Genomic DNA, 17,540 nt, shown 5'->3' on the forward strand with positions numbered 1-17,540 from the left:
GACACCGTACTCTCAAATAACCGAACACCGTTAGGTTACTGGGGAGGCAAGACCGTGATCGACTTCTCGTTGAGCGAAGAGCAGCGCGCAGTCCGCGACTGGGTGCGGACCTTCGTCGAGCGTGAGCTGATGCCGCTGGAGAACGAGGTGCTGCGCCGCGAGCGCGAGGGGCACCCTCCCGGTCTCAACTCCGAAGAGCGCACCCGGCTACGTGAACTGGCCCGCAAGTCCGACTTCTGGGGCGTGGAGACCCCCGTGGAGTACGGCGGCATGGGACTGGACCCCGTCACCGCCGCGATCATCGAGATCGAGCTGGGCAGGACCTTCCTGACCTTCAAGTTCGGCGGCGAGGCCGACAACATCCTCTACCACGCCAACGAGGACCAGAAGAAGCGCTACCTGCTGCCCACCATCGCCGGTGAACGTCGTTCCTGCTTCGCCATCACCGAGCCCGGCGCGGGCTCCGACGCCAAGGCCATCCGCACCCGCGCGGTCCGCGACGGCGACGAGTGGGTCATCAACGGTGAGAAGACCTTCATCACCGGTGGCAACGAGGCAGACTTCGCCATGGTCTTCGCCGTCACCGACCCCGAGAAGGGCGCCAACGGGGGCGTGACCTGCTTCCTGGTCGACCGCGAGGCCGGCTGGACCTCCGAGCCCATCGACACCATGGGCGAGCGCCGCCCCGCCGCGCTGATCTTCCAGGACGTGCGGGTGCCGCACGAGAACATCCTGGGCGAGGAGGGCAAGGGCTTCGCGCTGGCCATGCAGTGGATCGGCAAGGGTCGCTACCTGCTGCCCGCCCGTGCGCTCGGCGGCTGCGAGCGGCTGCTGGACATGGCGATCGAGTACTCCAAGACGCGTGAGACCTTCGGCGCGCCCATCGCCGACCGGCAGGCCATCCAGTGGATGATCGCCGACTCCCAGACCGAGATCGAGGCGTTGCGTCTGCTGGTGCTGCACGCCGCCTGGCAGGTGTCGGTGGGGCGGGACTCCCGTCACGCGCAGTCCATCGCCAAGCTGTTCGGCGGTGTGAAGGCCAACGAGATCGTCGACCGCGTCATGCAGATCCACGGCGGCATGGGCTACACCCGTGAGCTGCCCATCGAACGCTTCTACCGTGATGTGCGCCTGCTGCGCATCTTCGAGGGCACGGACGAGATCCAGCGCCGCACGATCGCCCGCGACCTGCTCAAGGGCCACGTGAAGGTGGGCGCAACCTTGGGCTGAGAGCGGGAGAAGGGGCTCGTGCCTCGCGCGAGAGCGCGGCACGGGCCCCTTCACACGTCCGGTACCGGCGAGAACGCCCTCTAGCGGACGCCGACCAGGTCGCAGACGAAGATCAGGGTCTCGTTCGGCTTGATGGCGCCGGGCGCGCCACGCTGGCCGTAGGCCAGGTGCGGAGGGATGACCAGCTTGCGACGGCCGCCCACGCGCATGCCCATGACGCCCTGGTCCCAGCCCTGGATGACCTGGCCCGCACCGAGACGGAAGCTCAGCGGAGCGCCGCGGTTCCAGCTGGCGTCGAACTCCTCACCGCTGGAGAAGGCCACGCCGACGTAGTGGACGTCGACCGTGCTGCCGTGTCCGGCCTGCGCGCCCTCACCGATCTCGATGTCGGTGACCTCCAGTTCGGCGGGCGGCGGTCCCTCGATGAAGTCGATCTCCGGACGCTCAAGCGCCATGGTGTTACCCCTTGCGTTGTCTACGGGAACAGAGGGGCCCAGGCTATCGGCGCGCCGAGGCCGAACGCGCCCGAGCCCGGCGCGGCGGTCTGCCTCCGGCCCCTCACAGGTCCCCCACGGTCGCGGCCACGACGTGCCCGTGGCCCTCGACCTTGACCGGCCCGCTGTCGGCCTGGACGAACACCGACTCCCCTTGACCCAGGGTCATCCCCTGACCGACCTCGGCGATCAGTTCCACCCGCCCCTGAAGGACCAGGAGCACCGCGGGTCCGTCCCCGGGGATGTGCGCGGTGAGGCGTCCCGGCCCGATCTCGTGCAGGGCGAACTCGGGCGCCGCCGAACGGAACTCCCGACGCCCGTCCAGGTGCTCGGGGCGGGCGTAGGGGATGGGCAACACGGAGAAGTCGACCACGTCCAACAGTTCGACCGCGTCCACGTGCTTGCGGGTCAGTCCGGCGCGTAGCACGTTGTCGGAGCCGGCCATCACCTCGATGGCGGTGCCCTGGAGGTAGGCGTGCATGTTCCCCGCGGGGAGGAAGAGCGCCTGGCCCGGCCACAGGGTGACGTGGTTGAGCAGCAGGGCGGCGACCGCGCCGGGGTCGCCCGGGTAGCGGGAGGCCAGGTCCGCGACGATGGCGCGGTGGGAGCCCCCCGTTCCGACGGTCGACCACTCGCGTACGAAGTCGCCGATGAGCCGTTCGCGCTCCTGCTCGGGGAGGGTGAGCAGACGGGTCAGTGCGGTGCGCAGGGCCTCGCCCTCCTCGGGCAGGGCCAGATCCTCGCGCAGCCGGACCGCCAGGTCACAGGCGAGACCGCACAGGTCGGCGTGGGCCGCGGCGGGTTCGCGGAAACCGCACAGGGCCTCGAAGGGTTCCAGGGCCAGGAGGAGTTCGGGTTTGTGGTGGGGGTCACGGTAGTTGCGGTGGGGGGCGTCCAAGGGGATCCCCGCGCGCTCCTCGGCCTCGAAACCGCTGCGGGCACGGGCGGCGTCGGGGTGCACCTGGAGGGACAGGGGCGCCTCCGCCGCCAGGATCTTGAGCAGGAAGGGCAGTCGTCCACCGAAACGCTCGACGGTGCGCCGCCCCAACACCCGGTGGGGGTTGTCGGAGATCAGCCCCGGAAGGGAACGGGGGCCGTCCTCACAGTGGACCGTGCTCGGCGCAGCGTGGTGGGCGCCGAGCCACAGTTCGGCCTGGGGCGTGCCGTCGGGCTCCACGCCCAGCAGCCGGGGAATGGCCGTGCGAGCTCCCCAGGCGTAGGGTCTTACCTGGTTGGTGAGCCTGTGCATCCACCCTCCGCTTTCCCGTCTGCGTGTTCTCACCCCGTGGACGCTCCGCCGAGGTGACGACAGTCTCGCGAAGAGTCTCTTCGCGGTCGACATGGAGCGCCCCGCTCCTTGCGGTAGTGCACACTTCACCTCGCGGGGGTGGGCGGGCGCCCTGAGCGCGTGGAGCCCGACTACGGCAACGAAGTTACCGGGAAGTAAACCATGATCGGGCGCACCTGAACAGCACCGCCCGATCACCTTCCCACGCGCGGCCGCCGAAAGCGGAATTCGCCGCCGCCCGGTCGCGCGCCTCTGCGGCCGGGGCGTCCTCCTTCCGGACGCACCGGGCCGGTACGCGGTACGCCGACGACCGGCTAACGTGCATAGTCCCCCTCCCCCTATGTGCGAGGAGCACACATGAGACTGCGTCAGGGTGGACCTGCGGACCTGCCGGAGTTGTTGAAGACGTTCGACTCCACCGTGGAGTGGCTGGCCGCGCACGGCCGCGCCGGACAGTGGGGAGACCGCCCCTGGTCGCACGACCCCGCACGGGTCGCCCTGGTGGAGGGACTGGCCTCCGACGGCCTGTGGGTGGCCGAGGTCGGCGGTGAGGCCGCCGGATTCCTCACCATCCGGGAACAGGCCCCCGACTTCGCTCCGCCGGTGGACGAGCGCGAGCTCTACGTTCGCCTGTTGTTGGTCCCGCGCGAGTACGCCGGGCGCGACGTGGGCGCCAGACTGCTCGCCTTCACCCTCAGGCAGGCCCGCGCCGCGGGCATCCCACTGGTGCGGGTGGACTGCTGGTCGGGCGGGGACGGAGCCCTCGTCCGGTACTACGAGAGCCAGGGGTTCACCGCCACCGAGCGGGTTCCCGCAGGGGACAAGGAGGTCCAGGTCCTGGAGCGGCGCGTCTGAACACGGCTCCGTCCGCGCCCTGGGGGTGCGGGCGGAGGCAGGGGCGCCTCATCCACGGCGGCGCGCCCCGTCGGCGGCCTCGATGAGACGGTCGATCATCCGCCGGGTCAGCTCGGGGTCGGGTTGGGGGAGTCCGGCGATCGCCGACATGTACAGACCGTCGCCCGCACGCAGGATCACCTCGGCCAGGACGGGGTCGGCGAGTTCCTCGTGCAGGAGTTCGCCCCAGCGGCCGAAGAGGTACTGGACCTTGCGGGTGGCCTCCTCCGGCAGGTCCTCCTGACCGCGCAGCGCGGCGATGACCGCCCAGTACAGCTCGCGTTCCTCCGGGCTGCTCGGTAGCGAGGTGCGCAGGAAGACACGGACCACGCCCTCGTCCCCCTCCACCGCCTCGCGGAACTCCTCCTCCGCCAGGGCGCTCAGGCGTTCGATGAGCCCGCTGAGCATGGCGGCCTTGGACGGGAAGTGGTACAGGAGTCCGCCTTTGGACACCGAGGCCTCACGTGCCACGGCCTCCAGGGTCACTCCGGAATAACCTTCGCGGATCAGGATGTCCTGAAGAGAGTCGAGGATGCGATCGCGGGTGTTCGAAGCATTCACGATTGACACTGTACCGTCTGGACGGTACTGTACCGTCCGGACGGTCGAAGAGTCCCGGCATGTGCCCGGTCGACCACGCTTCCCGTCCTCTTTCCGCCCGGAATCCTCCGCCGGGTCCTTCCCGCGTTCTCGTAGTCGAGTGCCGTACCACGAGCAACACGTAACGAGGTGAGATGAGTTCCGCCATGACCGGAAACGGCATCAACGACGCGGCGCCCACGCTCGCCGGACCGCGCGAGTGGGCGGCCCTGGCCGTCCTGGTGCTGCCGGTGATCCTGATCTCGGTCGACTCGACCGTGCTCGGGTTCGCCGTGCCCGAACTGAGTGAGCAGCTGCGGCCCACGTCGGGGCAACTGCTGTGGATCGTCGACGTCTACGGCTTCATCCTGGCCGGGCTCCTGGTCACCATGGGGTCGTTGGGCGACCGCATCGGTCGACGACGCCTGCTCATGATCGGTTCCACCGCCTTCGGCACGGCCTCGCTCCTGGCCGCGTTCTCCCCCACCGCCGAGGTGCTGATCCTGGCTCGCGGCCTGCTGGGGCTGGCGGGCGCCTCCTTGATGCCCTCCACCCTGTCGCTGCTGCGCAACATCTTCCTCGATCCGCGCCAGCGGCTCCTGGCCATCGCCCTGTGGGCCTCGGGGTTCTCCGGGGGCGCGGCGTTGGGCCCGATCCTGGGCGGTTGGCTGCTGGAGCACTTCTTCTGGGGCTCGGTCTTCCTGATCAACCTGCCGGTGATGGCGCTGATCCTGGTCCTGGTCCCGCTGCTGGTACGCGAATCGCGCAACCCCGAGCCTGGCCGCATGGACCCGCTGAGCGTGGTGCTGTCGATGGCCGCGATGCTGCCCGCCGTGTACGGGGTCAAACAGCTGGCCACCGGCGGGCCGGCCGTGGTTCCCCTGCTCTCCCTGGTGGCCGGCCTGGTCCTGGGTTACCTGTTCGTGAGGCGGCAGACGCGGATCGACGATCCGCTGATCGACGTGCACCTGTTCCGGTACCGGGTGTTCAGCGTGGCCGTGGCCACCAACCTGCTAATCGTGTTCTCCCTGGTCTCGTCGCTGTTCTTCCTGACGCAGTACCTGCAACTGGTGCTGGACGTCTCTCCGATGCGCGCCGGATTCGTGCTGGTCCCCGGCCTGCTCCTGTCGATCCTGGCGGGTCTGGTGGCGGTGCGGCTGTCGCGCCGGCTGAGTCTGGCCTCGGTGGTGGGCGGTTCCCTGCTGGTGACCGCGACGGGCTTCGCGGTGCTGGTGTTCACCCCACAGAGCGGTGTGGCCGCCGGCGTGGCGTTCGTGGCGGTGGGCTTCGCCCTGATCGCCGCGGGGGCCGGATACGCCGAGACCCTCACCAACGGCGCGATCATGTCCGCCGCGCCGCCGCACCGTGCCGGCGCGGCCTCGGCGATCTCCGAGACCGCCTACGAACTGGGCGCAGCGCTCGGTGTCGCGGTGCTGGGCAGCGTGCTGACCGCGTCCTACCGGGCGGGCCTGACCGAGGTGGAAGGCGTGTCCCCGGGCGCGGTGGACACCGCGCGCGAGACGTTGGGCGGCGCCGCGAACACCGCCGCGGATCTGGGAGGCGCCCAGGGAGCGGCGCTGATGGAGGCGGCACGGTCCGCCTTCACCGACGGTATGCACCTGACCAGCGCCATCGCGGTGGTCATCGTCCTGTACGCCGCCGTACAGGCCTGGGTGCTGTTGCGCGGCCGGGGCAACCCGGCGGTGGAGCCGCCCGCGTCGGAGTCCTCTCCGGACAGCGGGGAGACCCCCTCCGTGAAAGCGGCCCCCGCGCAGGCGACCCCTGAGCGGATGGAACAGGCCGGCGGATAGGAAGCCGTGCGCACGGGACCCGGAGGAGATCCTCCTCCGAGCCCCGTGCACGTCGTGGAGTCCGGCGCAGGTCCCCCTCAGGGAAGACGGAGCAGTTCCACCCGCGCGCCCTCCCATCCCGGGGGGACCACCGCGTAGGCGTCGGCCAGGGCGGCTCCGCGCAGGCTGCCCGGCCGATCGTGACCGACCGCGTGGGCCCGATCCCCCTCCAGACGGACCGGCACGAGTCTGGTGTCCCCCTCGTGGGCGCGCACGCGCCCCTCCAGCGCGCTCGGAGGCAGCCCCGTGCAGGGGTCCGGGCGGCCGGACATGGCCGCGAGGAGGGGGATCAGCAGGGTCAACACGGCGACGAGGGCGGCTCCGGGGTTTCCCGGCAGCCCCACGAACACGGTCCGGTCGTCGTGGGCCAGCAACTGGGGGTGGCCCGGACGGCAGGCGACCCCGTCGACCACGATCCGCGCTCCCAGTTCCTCCATGATCGAACGCAGATGGTCGGCCGGTCCCCGTGAGGAGGAGCCGCACACCGCGACCACGTCGGCGTCCGCCTCCGCCACCGCCTGCGACAACGACGCCCGTTCGTCCCCCAGGTGCCGGACCGTCTCGATTCCACCGCCCACACGGTCGACGATGCCGGGCAACATCGGGCCGATGGCGTCACGCACGCTCCCCTCCCCCGGCAGGCCCGAGGTGGTGACCTCGTCCCCGGTGACCAGGACCGCGACACGGGGACGGAACACGGGCAGGGTCTCATGTCCCAGGCTCGCGGCCAGGCCCAGGGCCGCGGGACCGACCACCGTCCCGCGCCTGAGGACGATCTCGCCCGGGGCGGTCTCCTCCCCCGTCCAACGCACGTGCCGGCCCGGCTCGGCGACCCCCTCCACCGTCGTGCCGCGGACCGTGGCCGCCTCGTAGGGCAGGACGCACTCGGTGTCCTTGGGCACCCGCGCACCCGTCGCGACCTCGACCGCCTCGCCGGGCCGCAGCCCCATCGCCGCCGGGGTCCGTCCCGCCAACTGGGTACCGATCAGCCGCCAGGGGCCCAGCCCCGCCACCGCGAAACCGTCCATGGCCGAGGCGTCGAAGGCGGGCAGACCCACCAAGGCGTGTACGTCGGCGGCGAGGACCGCTCCCAGAGCCCGCTCCACAGGGGTGTCACGTGCCGCACAGCCCTTCTGCTCCCCCAGGAAACCGGCGGCCTCGCGCGCCAACGGCCACGGCCGGTCCACCCCGTTCCGGCGGTCGCCACAGCTCCCGCTCATATCGCCTCTCCCCCGTCCCGCCCATGTGTCACGTCCGTCCGCCCCGGCGCCGTGACACCAACGCCGCGACCGTCATGCGGCCATCGGAGTGGCCCTACCCAGCGCGTGAACAGCGAACCGATGCCTCCCGACCCCGATTTGCCGTCTGACGACTTTCCGCTAAAGTTCTTACCAGCAGCACGGCGGGGATCGAGAGTTCCAGGCCGAGCGGCAGGCGGACGTAGCTCAGTTGGTAGAGCATCACCTTGCCAAGGTGAGGGTCGCGGGTTCGAATCCCGTCGTCCGCTCGGAGGAGACGCTGAGCGCCCCGGCGCTTGTCGTGTAACTCGGTGGAGTGGCCGAGAGGCGAGGCAGCGGCCTGCAAAGCCGTCTACACGGGTTCGAATCCCGTCTCCACCTCACCACCGCTTCGTGCGGGCGGTTAGCTCAGTTGGTTAGAGCGCTACCTTGACACGGTAGAGGTCACAGGTTCGAATCCTGTATCGCCCACCAGCATCACCCAGGCCAGAGCTTCGGCTCTGGCCTGAGGCGTTTTTGGGGTCGCTTCGTCAACAGCGGACCCCTTTCCGCGAGCCCGGTTCCAGCGCATTTTCAGGCCCTGGAAAGTGTGCCGGCACCGGGCTCGCGGAAAGACCGGAAAGACCGGTACCGGGGGACACTTCTTCGTCCTCTGCCTCGGCAGGCCCATGAACGCGTGCCACCGGCCCGTGCGGTCAGCGTGACGCGGACACCCGTGCCCTTCGCAGGAGGCCCTGGCCGCGACGACGGTCGCGGGTGCGCAGGCCATAGATCGCGGCGGCCACGGCGACCGCCGCCAGGAACCAGACCGGCCCCAGGAGCAGGTAGGTGAGGGGAACGGTGTCCTGGAACCCCGCGGCCACGCCGGCCTGCATGGTCCCGTAGGTGGGCAGGTACCGCACGATGTCACTGTCGGCGGTGGGATTGGCGACAGGGTTTTGGAGACCCATGTCGATGATGGAGAGCATGATGATGCAGAACATCCCCTCCAGTTCCCCCCTCAGCAGGGCGGCCAGCATCACGCCGATCCCGCCGAAGGCCAGCGCGGCGCCCGCGAGCGCGGCCCACAGCATCACCGGCTGCTCGGGTACCCAGTAGAGGCAGATCACCGCCACCGCATAGGCGCTGATGAGCAGGGAGGCCGTGGTCAACGCGGTGAGCTTGGCCGCCAGCAGGTACGGGCGAGGGTAGCCCGCCGTGGCGAGGCGCTCGTCGAACTCGAAGGAGCGGTAGGTGACGATGAACATCATGAACCCCACGATCAGCGTCACCGCGTTGACGGCGCCGGAGATCTTGCTGACGTGGTTGCCGTGCACGACGACCGTCTCCCCGGTGGCCCGCAGGAAATAGCCCACCTCGGCGTCGGCGATGACCAGGTAGACCAAGGTGATCCAGGTGGGGACGAAGAACACCACCAGTGCCAGGGCCAGGCGATTGCGCAGATGCTCCAACAGTGCGAAGCGCGCGGCGGTGACGTAGCGGGTCCATGCTCGGCGCGTCATCGTCCCCCCTCCGCGGTGGCCGGTGCGGTGGCCGCGATCGACAGCTCGGTCAGTCGACCGTCCCGGAGCCGCCACATCCGGTCGAAGCGTACGGTGTCGAAGGCGATGTGCGAGACGACCAGGACGGAGCGACCGCGCTCGCGCAGTTCGGCCGCCAATTTCCAGAAACGCTCGTAGGTGTCCCAGTCGAAGCCCTGGTAGGGCTCGTCCAACAACAGCAGGGGCGGGTCGTGCATCAACGCCAGCGTGAGGTTGAGTTTTTGCCGTGTACCTCCGCTGAGCGTGGCGACCCGGTGGTCCCGGTAGTCCGCGAAGTCGAGGATCTCCAGCAGTTCGTGGGCGCGACGCAGATGACGCAGGCCGTAAGCGACCTGGAAGAAGCGCAGATGCTGGACGACGGTGAAGGCCGGGTTGAGCACGGGATGCTGCGGGCAGTAGCCCAGCCCGGCCGGGTGGTCCACCCGGCCACGGTCGGGGGAGAGTCTGCCCGCCAGGATCCGCAGCAGTGTGGTCTTACCGGAGCCGTTCTCGCCCACCAGGCCTGCCAGGCAGGCTTGGGGCAGGGCTAGTCCGACATCGCGCAATACGCGGTGCCGCCCGTAGGACTTGTGCAGGCCGGTGACCCTCAGCGGGATGTCGGTGGGGGTGGGATCGTTCACTGTCGTTCTCTCTCGGGGGTGTCCGCCGCATAGCGAGGGCTCCGAACACGCGGCGAGTCGATCGGGTCCGGAGGGGCTACTCGCGTTCACGGTGGACCGCGTAGGCGCCCAAGGCGCGCATCATGATGGAGGCCCACGTGCAGGGGAGCAGGTCGTGGAGGGGTTTCCACGCCTGGTCGACACGGCTTCGGGACTCCTCGACACAGGCGGCGACGGCGCCGCAGGCCTCCAGCTTCGTGGCCGCCGCGGCGATGGCCGCCTCGTCGGCCTCACCGTCACGGACGGTGTGCCAGAGGTCGGTGATCTCGTGGGACGGCAGAAGGGCGACGGCGTGCGCCAGTGGCATGGTGACCTTGCCCGCGCGCAGGTCCTCGGCCATGTGCTTGGTGGCGTCGCGTCCACCGTCGCCGTCGGGGGCGCTGAGCCCGCGCAGGTCCGCGACGTCGTCGGAGATCTGGAAGGCCAGGCCCACCTCCTCGAAGTAGTCCCCCACCGCTTGGATCCGGTCGTCGCGGGCGCCGGCGATCAGGGCGCCGACCTCGGCGACTCCCCGTGCCGGTAGAGCGGTCTTCAACCGGTGGGCGGTGCGCACCCGACGCAGCAGGATCTCGGCGTCCCCTGTCCGCACCGCGGTGTCCATGGCCGCTCGGTGCCCGGCGAGGTCGATCGCCTGGCCTCCGTGGCCCGCTCGCAGCACCCGCAGGTAGACCTCGTAGATCCGTAGCCGCAGGGCGGCGTCATCGGGCAGCACCTCGCGCAGGACGCGGTCCATCGCGAAGTAGGCCGCGGTGCCGGCGTTGATGGCGATGTCCTCACCGAAGACGAGGTGCGCGGCGGGACGCCCCCGTCGTAGCGGTGAGCGGTCTTCGACGTCGTCGACGATCAGGTTGCCCGTGTTCAGCAATTCGAGGGCGCCCAGCAGGGGCCGGTAGAGCTCGCTGTCGCCCCCGAACAGTTCGATGACCGCGGCCAGGAGGTAAGAGCGCCACCCCTTGCCCAGGCCCGCCGTGCTGTGGCGGATCGGTACCACGAGGCTGGCGTGCAGGTCCTGAAGGACCGCCTCGTCGAGGCGCTCGGGACGGTCCTCGGTACCGGCGAGGGCGACCAGCGCGCGCCTGTTGGGGGATGGAGGGTAGAGCCGGTCGACCTCGGCGTGGACGACCGTGCTGACCTTCGTGACGTGCTGCTCGAAATCCTTCAACCGGTCGACGGGAAGGACCTCCCACAGGCCCCCGCCCCGCACCGGAGCCTCCCCCATCGTCCCGGTCACGTCGACCTGCGCCTCCAGCATGCCCATGGGGGCCAGCGCGGAGCGCGCCTCTTGGCGGGGGGGACCAGGCCGCGACGTGCAACCGTAGCCCGAGTCGGGGGATCTCGATGTCGCAGCCCGTGGCATAGGTGTTGAGTGTGGACAGGGAGGTCCATGTCCGCGAGGGACGCAGGGTCGCGGGAGCCTCCATCCGTCGACCGGCCGGCGAGCACAGCATGGCGACGCCGGTATGGGTGGTCGTGTTCTCCTTTCCCGCTCCGTTCCGACCCACGCAGTGGGCGGCGACCTCCCATCCGTTGTCCAGGTGCGCGCGCAACCGCCACCGGGTGACGCCCGTGTCGGCCCGGTCGTCCCAGGAGACGGACCAGGGGTCGTCGAAGGAGTGCTCGAACCAGCCCGTTCCCGTCACACCTTTGTGTCGGTCACCGTCGCGCAGCGTGCCCTCGACATCGAGCCGTGGGACGCGGTGGGTGGCCGTCCACCCGACCTCGGTGCCGTGTCCCGGAGCACCGGCGATCTGCGGCGAGCCCTTCTCCCGGGGGACGATGCGCAGCCGGAAACCGGTGTGCTCCCCATCGGCCTCGACCACGAGGGCTCCGGCCCCGTCCTCGCGCAGCCGCGCGACGCCGCCCCAGTCCAGGTCGAGCCCGTCGGGTCCCTGCCGTGCGGGTCCCGGAAGCATACGGTCGGGCCGGAGCAGGCGGCCCTGGGAGAGCTCCTCCAAAAGAGCCTGGCGGATACGGGGGTCCATCATCCGGTCGGATCGTGTCAGGGAGCCGAGGAGATCCACCCATCCCTGGTCCAGCCAGGACTCCGATCGTGTTCTCCGACCCCGGCGATCGCTCAGGTGCCACACCACCGCATGGGATCCGATCGGTTCACCGATCGCGGAGGGAGTGCCATGACGCGCGAAGGACACCACGAGCCCGAGATCGGAGGCGCCGTCGTCGAGGTGGGCGGTGAACCACCACCGCTCCATGCCGGAGCCGTGCCATGACGGGCCGTGTGCGCCTCCGGTCGCCGCGTCCACGGGCAGCGGCCGTTCGGCACGCCACCACGCGTTCCCTCCGTGAGGACCCGCCCGCCCCACCGGCTCTCGCGCTCCACCCGGTTCTCCCATGTCTCTCCCGCCCACCGCTCTTGCCGCACCGCACACCACGACGCACACGGAAAGTACATGAGCTTTCACTAAGAGAGATAATCAATGGTGCCTGAAGCGCCCGTTTCCACCCCGGATCGTGCCCCGCTTCCAAATTCCGTCCGCGTTCGAACGGCCCGGGGGCACGCGCCGGCGGAGCCCGACGCACGCCCCTTTCCACCTCGGTCCACCGATCACCAAAGACGTCAGACCACCGTGAAGGCCGCGCGGGCGAAGCGCGGATCGGCCTCGGCGGTGGCCTTCGCCCCCGCCAGCGGGCCCGGGACCACCCGGACCACGGGCGCCTGGTCACGGGACCAGGCCTGCTGCGGCAGTCGCCGCAGCGTCTCGGTCACGTCGAAGGAGAACTCCGTGCCGTCGAGGTGCGCTCCATGACCACCGACGTTCTCGAAGAACACCAGATGCCCCACGAAGGCCGGCCCCGCGGGGTCGGTGTCGGACTCGTCCCCTCCGAGAAAGACGAGGAAGGCGGCACACGGCGCCGCGTCGGCGCGCACCCCCTCGAAGGTGAGCACGACCCGCTCAGCGGACTCCATCGCGCCCGCGATGGTGTCCGCGACGCCCACCTCACCGCCGAGTGAGAAGGTGAGCGGCTCCGTGCGCAGATGCGTCACGTCGTCGGTGACCGTGAACGTGGTCGCGGGCGTCGACGGCGGCGCCTCCGCCAGCAGGAAGGCCGACCGCGCCTCACCGGTGCCCATGCCGTCGGTCAGGGACTCGTACTCGTAGGCGTCCTCGGGGAAGTCGAAGAGCGGGCCCTCCAGGACGTGGGGTTCGCCGTTGACGTCACGCAACAGGAAGGGCAGATCGGGTTCCTCGGGGTCGTGCTTGGGTCGCGCCTGGGGCCACACCCGGTCGTCGGGGACCTGGTGCCCGTTCAGCCAGGCCTCCCAGAAGCGGTCGATGTTGGCGTGGTGCAGCCAGAACACCGGATCACCGGCCGCCGTCGGCACCGAGCCCATCAGGCCGCTGATGTTGCTGTGCACCAGCCCGTGCGGGAAGCGCTCCAGCACCTGTGAGAAGCCGGCTCGCTCGGTTCCCCCGTTCCGCGGCGGCCAGAAGGACTCCTCCCGCATCGCGGCGCTCGGATCGACCTGGTCGAAGGCCATGGGGTCCTCCCCCAGGCAGCGGCCGTCCATGCTCACGGGCAGGTACAGCGGGTTGTCCTCTTCCTCCCCACTTCGGGGATCGCGGATCCTGTCCTGCCGGAAGGGCAGCGGAATCCTGCGCCACTCCTCCGAAGCCGCCGGATCCCCATCGGGGGCCAGGTGCGCGTAGTTCCAGTACGGCAACGCCCAGTCGGCCATGTCCTCCTGCCCCAGTTCGGTGACGATGACGTCGCGCACGATGCGTTCGAAGTGGTACAGGTACCAGCGGTGCCAGGGCAGGAAGTACTCGTTCCTGTGCGGGCACTGGCCCCACTCGGGGGGATCCCCCTCCTCGCGCCGGGGCCTGCCGTGCGTGTACCACTGGAACTCCCAGGAGTTCGGCTCGGTCCGTGGTCGCTCCTTCATCCAGCCGACGGCCTTGGCGTACCAGTACAGCTCCGGCGCCCAGGCCCCCGTGTCGGCGTCGAACAACCCGGCCACGTCCTTGCGCACGAACCGGCTCCGTGGCGGCGGCTCGACGCCCTCCTTCCGCCATGGCGCGGCGGCCACGGCCGTCCGGGGCAGCCCCCCGGCGAGGGCGAGGACTCCCGTTCCCGCGAGCAGGGAGCGCCGGGACACGTTCATGTGCTTCCTCCAGGACGGTCGTGGTGGCGCGGACGATCCGCACGGGCGATGGCCGACGATTCCGGCACCTTCGGAGCGGGGCGGCGGAACGGCCGCTCGGGACCGGCGGTGGCGGAGAAGGCGGGCGACCGGGCGGGCCCGGCCTCGAAGAGCGACCGAGCGGCCGGTCCGGTTCCTCGCGCACGGACGTCGCTTTTCGTGTCGGCGATGTCACCCTAAGGGTTGGGATGGCGGATTCCCTGGGAAAACCACCGGAGTACGAGCGGGTTGGACGAGGTTTGACCCACCCGGGGACACGACCACGAGGGACGGTGAACGCACCGACTCCCGCCACGGCGGGGAGGCACGCCCGAGTGAGTCGTCCCCTCGACAGGGCCGACCACCCGAGCCCGCCCCTTCCCACGCGCCGGGCGGACGAGCACGTGCCCCCGCGGCATTGCCACCGGGTTTCGACACCGGGCGCCTGTAGTTTCCCGGTATGGCATACGAACACGCCCCCGCCCAGATCGTCGTCACCACACCCACCGGACGCGTGGGTTCCCGGGTCGTGCGTCTGCTCCTCCAAGCGGGCGTACGTCCGACGCTCCTGTTGCGTGATCCCGGCAGGCTCGACACGGCCACGCGCGAGCGGGTCGACGTCGTCCAAGGCGACCAGGGGGACGTCGATGCCGTCCTGCGCGCCACACGGGACGCCGACCGTCTCTTCTGGGTGAATCCGCCGCCTTCGGGAGACGATCCGATCGCCGACCACACCCGCATGGGCGCCAACGCCGCGCGAGCCGTCGAGGAGAACGGCATCGCGCACACCGTTTTCCTCAGCAGCGTGGGTGCGGAGAAGCGACACGGGGCCGGTGAGATCGACGGCCTGGCCCGGACCGAGGAGGCGCTGAACGCCACCGGGGCCGACGTGTTGCACCTGCGTTGCGGTTACTTCTTCACCAACCTGCTCATGGACCTGGCCTCTTTGCGCTCCGGTGTCCTGCCCACGCCGTGGCCGCTCGACCACTCCATGCCCTGGGTCGACCCGCGCGACATCGGTGAGGTCGCGGCGGCGAGGCTCCTGGCGGGCGACTGGTCGGGCGTCCAGGTGCAGGCCGTGCACGGCCCCGAGGACCTGACCTTCTCGCAGGTGGCGGACGTCCTCGGCCGGGCGATGGAGCGGCGGGTGCGCGCCGAGCACATCCCCGTCGACGACTTCCGCGCCACGTTGCGGGCCGCCGGGCTGGGCGAGGAGCGGATCGAGGGCCTTGTCGGGATGTCGGTCGGCTTGAGCGGGGACTTCGTTCCCGAGAACGAGCGCGACCTGCTCACGACCACGCCGACCACACTCGCCGCCTGGGCGCACGCCCATCTGCGCCCCCTGCCCTGAGGCACACGCCCACCGCGCCCGGACGGGCGAGGAGGGCACCCCCCCGACCCGCCGCCCTGTCATCGTGATCCGGGTCCGGTCCACCGGACTGATCGGACCCGCCCCCGCACGAAGGAGGGACCCCGTGAGAACGCGAGCCCGTACCACCGACACGTGGGAGGCGGTGCCGGCATGACCGTGTTGGACGACCGGGCGCTCAACCGCGCCATGCTCGCACGGCAGTTGCTGCTCGAACCCGCGGACATGTCGGTCCCCGACGCCGTGGCGCACCTGTGCGGCCTCCAGGCGCAGGAACCGCAGGAACCGTTCGTCGGGCTCTGGTCACGGCTGCACACCTTCGCGCCGTCGGAGTTGTCGGGGCAGCTGATCGATCGGCGTGTGGTGCGCACCCACCTCATGCGCCGCACCGTGCACCTGCTCACCGCCGAGGACGTCCTGGCCTGGCGGACCCGCTTCGACTCCATGCTGTTCCAACGGACTCTCGGGGTCCATCGAAGAGAGCTCCAGGACGTGGACCTCGACGCACTCTCGTCCGCGGGCCTGGCCGTGATGTCCGACGGGCAGCCCCGCACCATGGCCGAACTCGTGCGGGCCGTCGCCGGCGACCCACCCGCTTCGAGGAGGCGGGCCTTGGCCGACATGCTGGTCCCCGCCCTGCTCCCCGTCGCACAGACACCTCCGCGCGGTCTGTGGCGCGCCAGGGGCGGGGTGCGCAACGTCCTGCTCTCCTCCTGGCTCGGCCGGGAGATCGCCCCGCCCGCTCCGGACGGCTCCGACCCGGTCGGCCGGACCCTCGTGCGGCGCTACCTCGCCGCGTACGGTCCTGCGACCTCGACCGACCTTCGGTCCTGGTGCGGTCTCTCCGGCCTGCCGGCCGCCGTGGCCGCGGTACGCGAAGAACTGGTCTCCTTCCGGGACGAACGGGGCCGGGAGCTGCTGGACCTTCCCCGGGCGCCACGTCCCGACCCCGGCACTCCCGCCCCCGTGCGCTTCCTGCTCGCGTTCGACAACGCCGTCCTCGGCTACCACCACCGCGGCCGGATCGTCGACGACGCCCACCGTGGCCTCTCGGTCGCCGGTGAGCGCGTGGTGCTGGTCGACGGCCGTGTCGCCGCGACCTGGACGACCGAGTCCGACACCGTCGTGGTCGCTCCCTTGAGGCCGCTGTCGGAAAAGGAGCGTGTGGACGTGGTCGAGCAGGGTGAGCGGCTGGCGTCGTTCCTGTCCGAGGGGAACACCGACCGTGTACGGGTCGACGCCTCCCCGGGCTGAACGGTGGCCCGCCACCGGCGGGCCTGCCTCCGATCAGGGGATACGGTGTCCGGCCGCGCGGGTGAGCTCGTACCATTCGGCGCGGGTCAGGGGCAGATCGGACCCCTGGGCCGCTCCGGTCACCCGTTCGGGGGTGGTGGTGCCCAGGACGACCTGCATGCGAGCGGGGTGACGAGTGATCCACGCGGTGGCGATCGCGATGGGCGGCACGCCGTACTCCTCGGCGAGTCGGTCGATGACCGCGTTGAGTTCGGCGTACTTGGGCGAGCCGAGGAAGACGCCGTCGAAGAACCCCGCCTGGAACGGCGACCACGCCTGGACGGTGATGTCGTGGAGCCGGGCGTGGTCGAGCGCCCCACCCCCGTCGATGGTCGCCGACTGCGGTTCGCCGAGCATGTTCGAGGCCAGGCCCTGGGTGATGATCGGGGCGTGGGTGAGGGACAGCTGGAGCTGGTTCACCGCGATCGGCCGGCGCACGTACCTGCGCAGCAGGTCGATCTGGCGGGGCGTGTGGTTGGACACCCCGAACGCGCGCACCTTCCCGGCCGTGGCCAGGTCGTCGAACGCCCGGGCGACCTCCTCGGGTTCGACGAGGGCGTCGGGGCGGTGCAGCAGGAGGACGTCGACGCGGTCGGTGTCCAGGGCCCGCAACGACCCCTCGACGGACGCGACGATGTGCTGGTAGGAGTGGTCGAAGTAGGGGCCCTCGCCGACGATGCCCACCTTGGTCTGGATGGTGATCTCGTCACGTTCGGCCGGGGTCAGGCGCATCGCCTCGGCGAAGCGCCGTTCGCACTCGTGCAGGGTCCGGCCGTAGATGTCGGCGTGGTCGACGAAGTCGACCCCGGCGTCCCGGGCGGAGCGCACCAGGGCGCGGATCTCGTCGTCGCTCTTGTCCGCGATGCGCATGAGGCCGAGCACGACGTTCGGGGCGGTGATGTCCGTCCCCGGCAGGGTGAACCTCTTCATTGGACTCCTTGGGTTCATGGGCGTCTGGCCCTGG

At 70.5% G+C, this 17,540-nt stretch carries 14 protein-coding genes and 3 tRNA genes; 8 read left to right on the forward strand and 9 right to left on the reverse strand.

Features of this window, described 5'->3' with window-relative positions; all coding sequences use genetic code 11:
- Positions 1-54: 54 nt before the first annotated feature.
- Entirely contained in the window at positions 55-1,230 is a 1,176-nt protein-coding gene (locus tag PFX91_RS01420) for an acyl-CoA dehydrogenase family protein (RefSeq protein ID WP_285728806.1), read from the forward strand.
- An 80-nt stretch (positions 1,231-1,310) separates the two neighbouring features.
- On the opposite strand, the gene PFX91_RS01425 is transcribed toward PFX91_RS01420, so the two are convergent.
- Positions 1,311-1,685 (reverse strand): FKBP-type peptidyl-prolyl cis-trans isomerase, encoded by a 375-nt coding sequence (locus PFX91_RS01425; RefSeq protein ID WP_285728807.1) that lies wholly within the window; start codon positions 1,683-1,685, stop codon positions 1,311-1,313.
- 103 nt (positions 1,686-1,788) lie between these two features.
- Complete coding sequence (gene manA, locus PFX91_RS01430; RefSeq protein WP_285728809.1) at positions 1,789-2,973, reverse strand: mannose-6-phosphate isomerase, class I; 1,185 nt, start codon at positions 2,971-2,973, stop codon at positions 1,789-1,791.
- A 396-nt stretch (positions 2,974-3,369) separates the two neighbouring features.
- Between manA and PFX91_RS01435 the strand changes: the two genes are divergently transcribed.
- A complete protein-coding gene (locus tag PFX91_RS01435) occupies positions 3,370-3,867 on the forward strand; it encodes a GNAT family N-acetyltransferase (RefSeq protein WP_285728810.1) in 498 nt (165 codons plus the stop codon).
- Positions 3,868-3,915: 48 nt separating this feature from the next.
- Here the strand turns inward: PFX91_RS01435 and PFX91_RS01440 are convergent, their stop codons facing one another.
- On the reverse strand, positions 3,916-4,467 hold the full coding sequence (locus PFX91_RS01440) for a TetR/AcrR family transcriptional regulator (protein WP_285728812.1): 552 nt from the start codon (positions 4,465-4,467) through the stop codon (positions 3,916-3,918).
- A 173-nt stretch (positions 4,468-4,640) separates the two neighbouring features.
- Between PFX91_RS01440 and PFX91_RS01445 the strand changes: the two genes are divergently transcribed.
- Entirely contained in the window at positions 4,641-6,296 is a 1,656-nt protein-coding gene (locus PFX91_RS01445) for an MFS transporter (RefSeq protein ID WP_285728815.1), read from the forward strand.
- Positions 6,297-6,373: 77 nt separating this feature from the next.
- Here PFX91_RS01445 and PFX91_RS01450 read toward each other — a convergent pair whose 3' ends face one another.
- The gene (locus tag PFX91_RS01450; protein WP_285728816.1) at positions 6,374-7,555 is read right to left on the reverse strand and encodes a molybdopterin molybdotransferase MoeA; all 1,182 of its coding nucleotides are present in this window, start codon (positions 7,553-7,555) and stop codon (positions 6,374-6,376) included.
- A 214-nt stretch (positions 7,556-7,769) separates the two neighbouring features.
- On the opposite strand from PFX91_RS01450, the gene PFX91_RS01455 reads away from it, so the two are divergent.
- From PFX91_RS01455 to PFX91_RS01465, 3 genes are all read left to right on the forward strand, one after another.
- Positions 7,770-7,842 (forward strand) — tRNA-Gly (locus tag PFX91_RS01455).
- A 41-nt stretch (positions 7,843-7,883) separates the two neighbouring features.
- A tRNA-Cys gene (locus tag PFX91_RS01460) sits at positions 7,884-7,954 on the forward strand.
- 16 nt (positions 7,955-7,970) lie between these two features.
- Positions 7,971-8,047 (forward strand) — tRNA-Val (locus PFX91_RS01465).
- Between the two features lie 221 nt (positions 8,048-8,268).
- Here the strand turns inward: PFX91_RS01465 and PFX91_RS01470 are convergent.
- The 4 genes from PFX91_RS01470 to PFX91_RS01485 all read right to left on the reverse strand — a co-directional run bounded on the left by PFX91_RS01470 (position 8,269) and on the right by PFX91_RS01485 (position 13,896).
- Complete coding sequence (locus PFX91_RS01470) at positions 8,269-9,075, reverse strand: ABC transporter permease (protein ID WP_285728818.1); 807 nt, start codon at positions 9,073-9,075, stop codon at positions 8,269-8,271.
- A complete protein-coding gene (locus PFX91_RS01475; RefSeq protein ID WP_285728820.1) occupies positions 9,072-9,734 on the reverse strand; it encodes an ABC transporter ATP-binding protein in 663 nt (220 codons plus the stop codon). The genes PFX91_RS01470 and PFX91_RS01475 overlap by 4 nt, the downstream gene beginning before the upstream one ends.
- A gap of 76 nt (positions 9,735-9,810) precedes the next feature.
- Positions 9,811-11,031, reverse strand: coding sequence for a polyprenyl synthetase family protein (locus tag PFX91_RS01480; RefSeq protein ID WP_285728821.1), 1,221 nt, complete (start codon positions 11,029-11,031; stop codon positions 9,811-9,813).
- Positions 11,032-12,348: 1,317 nt separating this feature from the next.
- Entirely contained in the window at positions 12,349-13,896 is a 1,548-nt protein-coding gene (locus tag PFX91_RS01485) for a tyrosinase family protein (RefSeq protein WP_285728822.1), read from the reverse strand.
- Between the two features lie 478 nt (positions 13,897-14,374).
- Here PFX91_RS01485 and PFX91_RS01490 point away from each other — a divergent pair, with 478 nt between their 5' ends.
- Together PFX91_RS01490 and PFX91_RS01495 are read left to right on the forward strand one after the other, a co-directional pair.
- Positions 14,375-15,265 (forward strand): NmrA family NAD(P)-binding protein, encoded by an 891-nt coding sequence (locus PFX91_RS01490; protein WP_285728825.1) that lies wholly within the window; start codon positions 14,375-14,377, stop codon positions 15,263-15,265.
- Positions 15,266-15,436: 171 nt separating this feature from the next.
- Positions 15,437-16,537: a winged helix DNA-binding domain-containing protein gene (locus PFX91_RS01495; protein ID WP_285728827.1), complete on the forward strand. Its 1,101-nt coding sequence runs from the start codon at positions 15,437-15,439 to the stop codon at positions 16,535-16,537.
- 33 nt (positions 16,538-16,570) lie between these two features.
- Here the strand turns inward: PFX91_RS01495 and PFX91_RS01500 are convergent, their stop codons facing one another.
- On the reverse strand, positions 16,571-17,506 hold the full coding sequence (locus PFX91_RS01500) for an aldo/keto reductase (RefSeq protein WP_285728828.1): 936 nt from the start codon (positions 17,504-17,506) through the stop codon (positions 16,571-16,573).
- Between the last annotated feature and the right edge of the window lie 34 nt (positions 17,507-17,540).

It is taken from the genome of Nocardiopsis sp. ATB16-24 (assembly GCF_030271535.1).
Taxonomy (GTDB): Bacteria; Actinomycetota; Actinomycetes; order Streptosporangiales; family Streptosporangiaceae; genus Nocardiopsis.

Excerpts from the sequence above, each read along its gene's own strand:
- PFX91_RS01485 (WP_285728822.1), bottom strand. The coding sequence starts at position 13,896 with ATGAACGTGTCCCGGCGCTCCCTGCTCGCGGGAACGGGAGTCCTCGCC.
- PFX91_RS01495 (WP_285728827.1), top strand. The coding sequence starts at position 15,437 with ATGACCGTGTTGGACGACCGGGCGCTCAACCGCGCCATGCTCGCACGG.
- manA (WP_285728809.1), bottom strand. The coding sequence starts at position 2,973 with ATGCACAGGCTCACCAACCAGGTAAGACCCTACGCCTGGGGAGCTCGC.
- PFX91_RS01425 (WP_285728807.1), bottom strand. The coding sequence starts at position 1,685 with ATGGCGCTTGAGCGTCCGGAGATCGACTTCATCGAGGGACCGCCGCCC.
- PFX91_RS01470 (WP_285728818.1), bottom strand. The coding sequence starts at position 9,075 with ATGACGCGCCGAGCATGGACCCGCTACGTCACCGCCGCGCGCTTCGCA.
- PFX91_RS01490 (WP_285728825.1), top strand. The coding sequence starts at position 14,375 with ATGGCATACGAACACGCCCCCGCCCAGATCGTCGTCACCACACCCACC.
- PFX91_RS01480 (WP_285728821.1), bottom strand. The coding sequence starts at position 11,031 with ATGGGCATGCTGGAGGCGCAGGTCGACGTGACCGGGACGATGGGGGAG.
- PFX91_RS01445 (WP_285728815.1), top strand. The coding sequence starts at position 4,641 with ATGAGTTCCGCCATGACCGGAAACGGCATCAACGACGCGGCGCCCACG.
- PFX91_RS01450 (WP_285728816.1), bottom strand. The coding sequence starts at position 7,555 with ATGAGCGGGAGCTGTGGCGACCGCCGGAACGGGGTGGACCGGCCGTGG.
- PFX91_RS01500 (WP_285728828.1), bottom strand. The coding sequence starts at position 17,506 with ATGAAGAGGTTCACCCTGCCGGGGACGGACATCACCGCCCCGAACGTC.
- PFX91_RS01435 (WP_285728810.1), top strand. The coding sequence starts at position 3,370 with ATGAGACTGCGTCAGGGTGGACCTGCGGACCTGCCGGAGTTGTTGAAG.